The organism is Mycetocola sp. (assembly GCF_025464835.1).
Lineage (GTDB): Bacteria > Actinomycetota > Actinomycetes > Actinomycetales > Microbacteriaceae > Mycetocola_A.
This window is the reverse complement of sequence record NZ_JAODMP010000102.1, coordinates 1-9,339: the sequence shown is the minus strand read 5'-3', so window position 1 is coordinate 9,339 and position 9,339 is coordinate 1. Positions and strand designations below refer to the sequence as shown.

Below are 9,339 nucleotides of genomic sequence, written 5' to 3'. Positions count from 1 at the left end.
CGTGCCCGCTCGACAGGTCGTCGAGGACGACGACATCGATGCCCTGTTCGGTGAACGCGCGAACGACATGGGCGCCGATGTAACCGGCGCCTCCGGTGACCAGCCAGGTCATGGTGCCTCCTCGATACCGGGCGGCGACTGCCGCCCGGTATCGAGACTAAGGCACGGGAAAGCCACAAGGGCTCAGCGCATGCCGGCCATCAGGGATCGGCCGAGCACGTCGGAGCTTCCAGAGCCGGCAGGCCCGAAACGCCGATCGGGGAGCCGGCGGAATCCGTCGCGTCGAAGCTCGACGACGGCGGCGATCATGGCGAAGACGACCGCGGCCACAAGCAGGATCAGAAACATCATCATGGCGGTAAATCTATGCATTGCGAGATTCAGCCACGAGTGGCAGACTTGCCAGTGTTCGGTACATTTCTGCCAAGCTGGAGGCATCCGACATGTTGAAAAAGATCGCCGTACTGGCGCTACCCGAGATGGCGCCGTTCGAGTTCGGGGTGCTCTGCGAAGTCTTCGGCATCGACCGCTCAGACATGGGCGGGCCGGTATTCGACTTCCATGTCGTCGCCGCGGAACCCGGCCCGATCCGCACCAAGCTCGGCTTCGAGATTCTCATCGATGAAGGGCTCGAGAAAGCCCGCGATGCCGACCTCATCGCCGTTCCCGCGTTCCACTTCGGCTCGCTGGACCCGCGCATTCTCAACCTGCTCCGCGATGCCGAAGCTCGCGGGGCCTGGATCCTCAGCGTGTGCACCGGAGCCTTCGCCCTCGCGGAGGCGGGAATCCTCGACGGCAGGCGCAGCACGACGCACTGGATGTACACCGACAGGCTCACCAGGAACTACCCGGCCACGACCGTCGACCCGGATGTGCTTTTCGTCGAGGACCGCCACGTCATCACCGGTGCCGGCACCGCAGCGGGCATCGACGCGTGCCTGCACCTGGTGCGGACGGAACTCGGCGCGGCAGCAGCGAACGTCATCGCGAGACGCATGGTCGTGCCTCCGCAGCGGGACGGCGGGCAGGCACAGTACATTCAGGCGCCGATCCCCGAGCGGCAGAGCGATTCGTTCGCAGCGGTCACCGAATGGATGCTCGCGAACCTGGCCGATGACCTGCCCGTCGACGTGCTCGCGGCCAAGGCTCTCATGTCCGAGCGCACCTTCGCGCGCCGGTTCCGAGCAGAGATGGGGGCGACGCCGGCGGCGTGGCTGAACCGGCAACGCCTCATCCGGGCACAGCAACTGCTCGAGCAGACAGATGTCGGGCTGGAGCAGATCGCCGCAGAGTCCGGTTTCGGTTCATCGGCGGTGATGCGCCACCACTTCCTGAAGGTGCTCCACACCACCCCGAACGCTTACCGCCGTGCGTTCAGCTGCACCGGCGAGACGGTGATGGCTGTCCGCTGAGGACAGCGGCTACAGGCTGGTGGTGGCGACGAAGAGTTCGCCGGAGCCCCGAACCTGGAGAGCGCCCTCGTCTGCGGTGATGTAGGCGGCGTCTCCCCTGCGCAGCTGGATCGTCCCCGACGACCCGGTGAGCGTCAGCTCCCCGGCTGTTGCGAGGGCGATGGCCACCCCGGGCAGCGCAATCGTCGGCGAGACCGTCTCGGTCGCGACGACATGGACAAGCTCGAAGTCCGGCACGTCCGGGCGATAGAGGTCGACTCCGTCCTCCGGTCGTTCCGGCGCGAGGTACGGCACAGGCATCGGCGTGAAGTCGAGGACCTTCAGCAGTTCGGCCACGTCGATGTGCTTGGGGGTGAGTCCCCCGCGAAGCACGTTGTCGCTCGCCGCCATCAATTCGACACCGAATCCGCTGAGGTAGGCGTGGATGTTGCCGGCGGGCAGGTAGAGCACCTCGCCGCGTCGGAGGGTGACGCGGTGGATGAAGAGCGACACCACGATGCCCGGGTCGCCCGGATAGTGCCTGGCCAGCAGCCGGACGGTGTCGACAGCGGGCGTCGCCGGAGCGGAGGCGGCGGCATCCGTCACCGCTTCGACCAGAACGGAGGCGTCGTCGCTGAGGAGGGAGCCGACGACCCGACGGAGCACCTCGGAGTCCTGGCCCTCGAGGGAGGACCGGAAAGAAACCAGCGTGGCCACGGCCCCGGCGGACAATCCGGGCGCGGCGATCAGCGCATCGACGTCGGTGATGGCATCGGCCACCGGCCGGAACCCGCAGAGCGCCTCGAACCGGTCACTCAGGGCGAAGATCACCTCCGGCTTGTGGAATGGGTCCTTGTAATTCCGGGTTGGCGCCTCCAACGGCACGCCGGCAGTATTCTCCTCGGCGAATCCTTCGGCGGCCCGCTCCGGTGACGGGTGCGCCTGGAGTGAGAGTGGGGCGTCTGCGGCGAGCAGCTTGAGCAGGAACGGCAGCCGGGGCCCGGACAGGCCGGCGGATGCCGGATTCCGGGCGATCCAGTCGGCGAGCGTCGCGAACCCGCCAACGTTCAGAGGGGTGAGGATGCGGGCGGGCGAACCGGGGTGGGCGCCGAGCCACAGTTCCGCCTCCGGGGAACCGGACGACGAAACGCCGAGCAGAGCGGCGATGTCGGTTGCGGAGCCCCAGGCGTAGTTGCGGGGGGTGTTGGCGATCGGAACAAACACGGGCTCGTCCTAACGGGATGCCGGGGGCGTGCGGGGTTATCGCCACCCTACAAGAGCTGTGGGGCGGCTCCGATGCGCCGTTGCTCGTTCGGCCAACCGTATTGTCGGCACAGGCGCCGTTACCTAGGCTGCGAGAAGATTCTTTACGCTGTTCCCGACACCAGGAGCCAGGCATGCCGTTCGAACCCCTCGCCAGCGATTTCTACGGATTCGAGACGCTGCTCACCGACCGTGAGCAGGATGCGCTGATGCGGATCCGCGCCTACATGGAGGGCACCGTCCGGCCCGTCATCAACGATTACTGGGAGCGCGCGGAGTTCCCGCACGACCTCGTTCGTTCGTTCCTCGAAACGGATGTCGCCCGTTTCCCGTTCGCCGAGACCCGCCCGTTCGAGAACTCGGCGGTGTTCCGGGGCCTGGTGTCGATGGAGATGGCGCGGGTCGACGCGTCGATGGCGACGTTCGTCGGCGTGCAGGAGGGCCTCGCCATGGGGTCCATCAGCGTGTGCGGTTCGCAGGAGCAACGCGACCAGTGGCTACCGAGGATGGCATCAGGTGAGATCGTCGGCGCCTTCGGCCTGACCGAACCGCTCTCGGGCAGCGACAGTGCACGGGGCCTTCGCACGACGGCGACCAGGGACGGGGATTCCTGGGTGCTCAACGGTTCGAAGCGCTGGATCGGCAATGCGACCTTCAGCGACATCACCATCATCTGGGCGAAGGACACCGCAGACGACCAGGTCAAGGGTTTCCTCGTCGAGACCTCAGACCCGGGATACACCGCGACGAAGATCGAACGCAAGATCGCCCTGCGGCCCGTGCAGAACGCCGACATCATCCTCGACAACGTCGTCGTCCCTGAGAGCATGCGACTGGCGAACGCCCGCTCGTTCCGCGACACCGCCAAAGTACTGCGGCTGACCCGCGCCGCCGTGGCGTGGTCGAGTGTCGGGGTCGCCGTCGGGGCGTACGAGGCGGCGGTGGCATACGCGAAGGAACGCGAGCAGTTCGGCCGCAAGATCGCCGAGCACCAGCTCGTGCAGGATCTTCTCGCGAAATGCCTCGGCAACATCACCGCGTCGATGGCACTGTGTGTCCGCGTTTCCCAGATGCTCGACGAAGGCACGCAGCGGGACGAGCACTCCGCGTTGGCGAAAGGGTTCTGCACGTCACGGATGCGGGAGACGGTGGCGTGGGCCAGGGAATCGATGGGCGGCAACGGCATCGTCCTCGACTACGAAGCCGCACGCTTCTTCGCGGACGCCGAGGCCCTGTACTCCTATGAAGGCACGAGAGAGATGAACTCGCTGATCGTCGGGCGGGCGATCACCGGCAAGGCAGCGTTCGTCTGATCAACCGCGCGAGTACACCCCCGGCGAGCGATCAGCAAGTCCGTCGCACGCCGTCGCCGGAGATGCGAGGATCGTCAGCGTGCCCGGCCGACCCTGGCTGGCCTCAACCCGGAGGTGTACCTTGCCCCCTGTGCGTCTGCGACCCGGATGCCACCTCGCTGTCACGTGGGGAATCGGCGATCGGTTCGGGGGGATGACCGGAGCTCTGCTGCACCGTTCCCGCGCTTTCGTCCGGCTGGGCGGTGTTCCTGTCCACGTCGTCACCTTCGATCTGCGGCCGGACTACCCGGCTCTCGAGCAGCGGCTACGCGCGTCCGGGGAGCTCACCGACGGAATGACGCTGGCGAACATCTGGGACTGGCTGCGCGAGAACCCAGCACCGGAGGACCCCGACGCGGCGCACGTCGCCGGCAGAACGCCGTTCACGCCCCTTGCCGAGAACCCGGCATACGTCTCTGTGTACCGGGATGGCCGCGAGCTGATGCGCACGCGCCACGCCGACGACGGCGAAACCGAACTCCAGGTCGACCACTACCGTTCCGATGGGACGCTTGCCGTGTCCGACCGCCGAGACGTCCACCAGCACGGAACGATCGGGGGACGCGTCATTGTCTGGTGTGACGGCCGGGGAGCGCCCCTCCGCCGTTGGACGAGCGCCAGGTCGCTCTACCGTTGGTGGCTCGACCAGCTGCGAGACGGCCGGCCGACAACGCTGATCGTTGACAGCAAGACCAGCGCGAGATTCATTTCCGGCTACCGCAGACGATCGCTTCTCACCTTCCATGTCGTCCACGCCTCCCACCGCCAGAGCGCGTCCGACCCGCTCCGGGTCCGGGCGTCCCGCGCGGATGTCTTCACATCCCCGGACGCTTTCGACCGCCTCGTGTTCCTCACCGAGCGCCAGCGCGCTGACGCACGACTGATCCTCGGGACCCGCGCTCCCCTGGCGGTGATCCCGAACGGTCGCGACATCTCCTCCGACACCGGCGACACGCCGGCGCAGACCAGGGACCCCTCCCGCGGTATCGTCCTGGCGTCACTCGACCCAAGAAAACGCGTCGAGCATGCGATTCGGGCGGTGACGGCCGTCCGGCAGCCCATCCGCCTCGACATTTACGGCGACGGGCCGAACCGCCCGAAAGTGGAATCCGCCGCCGCGAAGGCGGCGGGCACTCAGGCACAGGTTCTCCTCCACGGCTACAGTGCCACCGCCAGTAGAGAACTTGCGACCGCGTCCTTCCTGCTCCTCACCTCCCGCAGCGAGGGTCTGCCGCTCGTCCTCGTCGAGGCGATGGCCAACGGATGCCTCCCGATCGCGTACGACGTCCCGTACGGGCCGGCCGACATCATCCGCTCAGGGCACAACGGGTTCCTCGTGCCTGCCGGTGACATCAACGCGCTCACCGCCACCATCGAGCATCTGCTCGGGCTGCCGGCCGACCGGGTCGCCGCCCTTCGGAGGAACGCCGTGCGAACGGCGGAACGGTACTCGGACGACGCCGTCACACGGATGTGGGCACGGGAGATCGACCGGGCTGCGATCGAGCGCGGTCTCCCACCCGCCGCGCCAGCACGTGCGCTGGCCTTTCGACTGCGGCGTGGAATAGCACGGCGATGGCGAAAGTTGCCGGGAGTGCGACTGCTGAGACCAGCCACCACCGGTCGTCCCCGATGAGGAACGCCGCCGCGGCGAGAACCGGGATGTGCACGAGGTAGAGGCTGAATGACATCCGGCCGAGCCAGCGGGGCACCGCCGTCTCGAGCGCCCACCGGGCCAGCGGAGACAGCAGTGCAACGATGATGAGACCGGCGGCACCCAGACCGGCCAGCCCCCACAGCACAGCGCTTCCGGTCGAACCGGCCGGAACCAGGGGACGCAGCAGCCAGCCCAGGATGAGCACACCGGCCGAGGCGACCCCGACGCCGAGCCAGATGCCGGCCCCGCGGGCGGTGACTCTCGCCCCCCAGGCCTGGAGCCGATCGAGGTTCGCGGCTATCAGGGTCCCGAGGAAGAAGGTCGGCAGGTAGACGAAGGCGTCGACGCCCACGACGCGACCGAGAACCATGGCGAGCGTGCAGGCGGCGACGGTCAGCCAGATGCGGGATGCCACGGCGCGGGCGGCGACCACGAAAACAGGAAGAAGGAGGGAAAACAGCACTTCCCAGCGCAGGGACCAGAGAACGTTGTTGAGCGTGTAGGTCGCCGGGAGAAGCGTCGCCTCGTTCAGGAGCAGGGAGAGCGGGGCACTGTCGGCGTTTCGCTCCAGCAACCAGCTGCCGGAGGCGGCGCGCGACTCCGAGTGTGGAACCAGCGCGATGAACACTGCGGCCAGGACGAGAGACGCTGCCACCGGCAGATACAAGCGCACCAGCCGGCTCGGGTAGTACGAGAGCCAGTCGAAGCTCCCCTTCAGCGCCGGGAGCGCGACCACGAGGCCACTCAGTACGAAGAAGACGAGGACAGCTTCGGTGCCGGCGGTGAACAGCTTGATCGGCGACTGCGTCAGCCACTCCCACACTCCCGGCTGCTGCTCGAGGGCAGGCCGGGCCACCAGGGAGTGGTGGTAGAGCAGCACGACGACCGCGGCGATCCCCCGGACACCGTCGAGCGACCGTATCCGCGCATTCTGTTGCTTGTCAGCGGGTGGAGAGAAACGCATCGGTTTACTCTAAGCGGGCCAAAATGGGCAAATGCTGGGTCGGCGCTTTGCTCCTCCGAATCGTGCGACCGCGGAAGCTACCAGCGCTGCTCCCGATGGCGCGATAGCCTGACTGCATGACCTCGCCGACCGTCGCGCCCCCCGAAGCGCTTTCGACGCCGAGGCTGTGGGCGTCGGGCGTCGCCACCCTCGCGCTGTTCATCGCGCTCGCCGGCGACGGCATCCGGCACCTGCTTGGCCTATGGGGTTTCGTGGGGGTGAGCATAGTCACCGTTGTGGCCTGCGTGATCGTCTTTGCTGTCCTCCGCCCGGTCTACAACCGCCGGCGCACACCCAAGTCTCTTCTCGCGTTCCTGACCTTCGCCCTTCTGTCGGTGGCGTGGTCGGCCTACCCGGGTGCGAGCCTGTTCACCCTCGCCGGGATGCTCTGCTGCAGCATCGTCGGGATCTTCCTCGCCCTCTGCTTCGACTGGGCCGAGGTCGTCCGAGTGTTCGCCAACGCGATCAAGTGGGTGCTCGCTCTGTCGATCCTGTTCGAGCTGTGGGTGTCCCTCGTCGTACGCGACAGGGTGCTGCCTTTCTGGGTGGATTTCGGCGACAGCGAACCGCCCCTTCTCGCGTACTGGTCCAGGAACCTTCTCTTCGACGGAGGGAAGATCCAGGGCATTCTCGGAAACTCCAACCTGCTCGGGATCATCGCCCTGTTCGGTCTTCTCGTGTTCTCCGTGCAGTGGGCGGCCGGAACCGTGCGACGCGGCTCAGCCATCGCCTGGCTGGTGCTTGCAGCCGCCGAGTTCCTCCTCACCCGCTCCAGCACGATGATCATCGCAGCGGCGATCGTCGCAGTGGTGCTCGCGGGCGCGCTGCTCGTGCGTCACGCGCCGAGCCCCGCGCGCAGGACACCGGTGTACCTCGGTGGTCTCGCTCTCTTCGTCGCCTCCGTGGCGGCGGTTTCGCTCCTCAACCAGCAGCTGCTCGCACTGCTCGGCAAGAGCGAGGACCTGACGGGGCGCCTGGACATCTGGCAAACGGTGGTCGAGACGGCAAGCCAGCGCCCCTGGTTCGGCTGGGGTTATTCGAGCCCCTGGATCCCCTGGGTCGAGCCATTCGACGACCTGGTCGTCCGTCGCGGTGTGCTTCAGCTGCACGCTCACAACGCCTGGCTCGACGTCTGGTTGCAGCTCGGTGTGCTCGGCGTCGTGCTGTTCGCTGCGGTGATCATTTCCACGCTGTGGCGCAGCTGGTTCGCCGCCGTCGACCGGCCGCGATTCGACCTCCGCGACGACCGTCAGCACTCCATGCTGTCCCTCGTTCCGATTCTTCTCCTGGTGGTACTCCTCGTGCAGTCTCTCGCTGAGAGCCGGATCCTCATCGAGTCCGGCTGGGTCCTGCTCGTGCTTCTCTGCCTCAAGACGAAGCAGTATCCGGCGATCGGCGCCGGCGCACCCGACGCATCCGCCCGCACAGTCGAAGCGGGCCGATGACGGCTCCTCGCCCCGCTCAGAGCCATCCTGCGCTGGCAGCGTTGTTCCGAGCGCTCGGCAGCCCGCACGCCGCAGCGGCGCTCAGCCTCACCATCTTCGGCGTCGCCTTCGCTACGCCGCTGATCCGTTCCATCCTCGGCTGGAACGGGCTCATCGGGGTGATCGCCGCTCTCGTGCCGCTCGCAGCACTTGTCGTGATTGCCAGGTGGGACACCATCGAATGGCACGGCCTGCTGCCGATCTCGATTCTCGTGTTCGTCGGATGGTGCCTGCTCTCCACGTTCTGGACTGATCACCAATGGATCACACTGTCGAGTTCGCTCTTCCAGATCGCCTTCGCCTTCCTCGGGCTCACCGTCGCACTTACCAGGGACATGATCCAGATCGTGCGCTCAGTGGGAACCGTCCTCCGCGCCCTCCTCTCGGCCTCGCTCGGTGTTGAGGTGCTGTCAGGGTTGATCTTCGACGTTCCGTTCGGCTTCATGGGTGTCCAGGGCAATGTTGCTCTCGGCGGGCCGATCCAGGGCATCTTCGGCACGCGCAACATGCTCGGGTTCATGGCGCTGATCGCGATCCTCACGTTCGTCATCGAGTGGCGAACCCGCTCGGCCACCCGCGGTGTAGTGGTGTTTTCGCTCGCGGTCGGTGCGGCGTCGCTCGGGCTGAGCCAGTCCCCCGTGACGCTCCTGGTCGCCATTGCCCTCGGGCTGGCCGGGTTGGCACTGTATGGCCTGCGTCAGGCGCCGGCAGACACCAGGAGGGCGCTGCAGTGGGGTCTGGCCGCGCTCACCGCCATCGCGTTGTTCTCGGCCTATCTGGCCAGGATGCGGGTACTCGCCCTGCTCAACGCGGGAAGCGAATTCGAGTACCGCTATTCGCTCTGGTTCCAGGCCTGGACCCTCGCCCCGATCAGGGGAATGGAGGGCTGGGGCTGGTCAGGTCTGTGGCAGGACGTCCCGCCGTACACCTACATCAACAACGTCCTGGTGCGCGCTCATGAATCGAGCTTGAACGCGTTCGTTGACGTCTACCTTCAGGTCGGTGTCGTCGGGCTTGTCGCTTTCACGGCTCTGCTCGTTCTGGCGTTCGTACGCTCATGGCTGCTCGCCTCGAATCGACGGACGGTCACGTACACCTGGCCGGCCCTCGTGCTGGTCGCGCTGATCGCCACGAGCACGGCTGAGAGCTTCATCCTCATCGAGGGCAGTTGGCTGCTTCTCGTGGTCTG

8 protein-coding genes and 1 pseudogene are annotated in these 9,339 nt (G+C 66.8%); 5 read left to right on the top strand and 4 right to left on the bottom strand.

Annotated features, from left to right (window positions below; translation table 11 throughout):
* Both JWP90_RS12790 and JWP90_RS12785 read right to left on the bottom strand, forming a co-directional pair.
* Positions 1-112 (bottom strand): NAD-dependent epimerase/dehydratase family protein (locus JWP90_RS12790; RefSeq protein WP_297364907.1); only part of this gene is annotated, 112 nt, incomplete at its 3' end.
* Positions 113-183: 71 nt separating this feature from the next.
* Entirely contained in the window at positions 184-354 is a 171-nt protein-coding gene (locus tag JWP90_RS12785; RefSeq protein ID WP_297364905.1) for a hypothetical protein, read from the bottom strand.
* Positions 355-443: 89 nt separating this feature from the next.
* Here JWP90_RS12785 and JWP90_RS12780 point away from each other — a divergent pair, with 89 nt between their 5' ends.
* Positions 444-1,412 (top strand): GlxA family transcriptional regulator, encoded by a 969-nt coding sequence (locus JWP90_RS12780; RefSeq protein ID WP_297364902.1) that lies wholly within the window; start codon positions 444-446, stop codon positions 1,410-1,412.
* Between the two features lie 9 nt (positions 1,413-1,421).
* On the opposite strand, the gene manA is transcribed toward JWP90_RS12780, so the two are convergent.
* On the bottom strand, positions 1,422-2,615 hold the full coding sequence (manA, locus tag JWP90_RS12775; protein ID WP_297364899.1) for a mannose-6-phosphate isomerase, class I: 1,194 nt from the start codon (positions 2,613-2,615) through the stop codon (positions 1,422-1,424).
* A 173-nt stretch (positions 2,616-2,788) separates the two neighbouring features.
* On the opposite strand from manA, the gene JWP90_RS12770 reads away from it, so the two are divergent.
* Together JWP90_RS12770 and JWP90_RS12765 are read left to right on the top strand one after the other, a co-directional pair.
* Complete coding sequence (locus JWP90_RS12770; protein WP_297364895.1) at positions 2,789-3,967, top strand: acyl-CoA dehydrogenase family protein; 1,179 nt, start codon at positions 2,789-2,791, stop codon at positions 3,965-3,967.
* A gap of 193 nt (positions 3,968-4,160) precedes the next feature.
* A pseudogene (locus tag JWP90_RS12765) lies at positions 4,161-5,420 on the top strand (glycosyltransferase); the annotation flags it as partial.
* Positions 5,421-5,469: 49 nt separating this feature from the next.
* On the opposite strand, the gene JWP90_RS12760 reads toward JWP90_RS12765, so the two are convergent.
* The gene (locus JWP90_RS12760) at positions 5,470-6,627 is read right to left on the bottom strand and encodes an acyltransferase (RefSeq protein ID WP_297364891.1); all 1,158 of its coding nucleotides are present in this window, start codon (positions 6,625-6,627) and stop codon (positions 5,470-5,472) included.
* A 116-nt stretch (positions 6,628-6,743) separates the two neighbouring features.
* Between JWP90_RS12760 and JWP90_RS12755 the strand changes: the two genes are divergently transcribed.
* Together JWP90_RS12755 and JWP90_RS12750 are read left to right on the top strand one after the other, a co-directional pair.
* Complete coding sequence (locus JWP90_RS12755; protein WP_297364888.1) at positions 6,744-8,111, top strand: O-antigen ligase; 1,368 nt, start codon at positions 6,744-6,746, stop codon at positions 8,109-8,111.
* On the top strand, positions 8,108-9,339 hold a 1,232-nt coding region (locus JWP90_RS12750; protein ID WP_297364886.1), incomplete at its 3' end, for an exopolysaccharide production protein. The genes JWP90_RS12755 and JWP90_RS12750, both read left to right, overlap by 4 nt.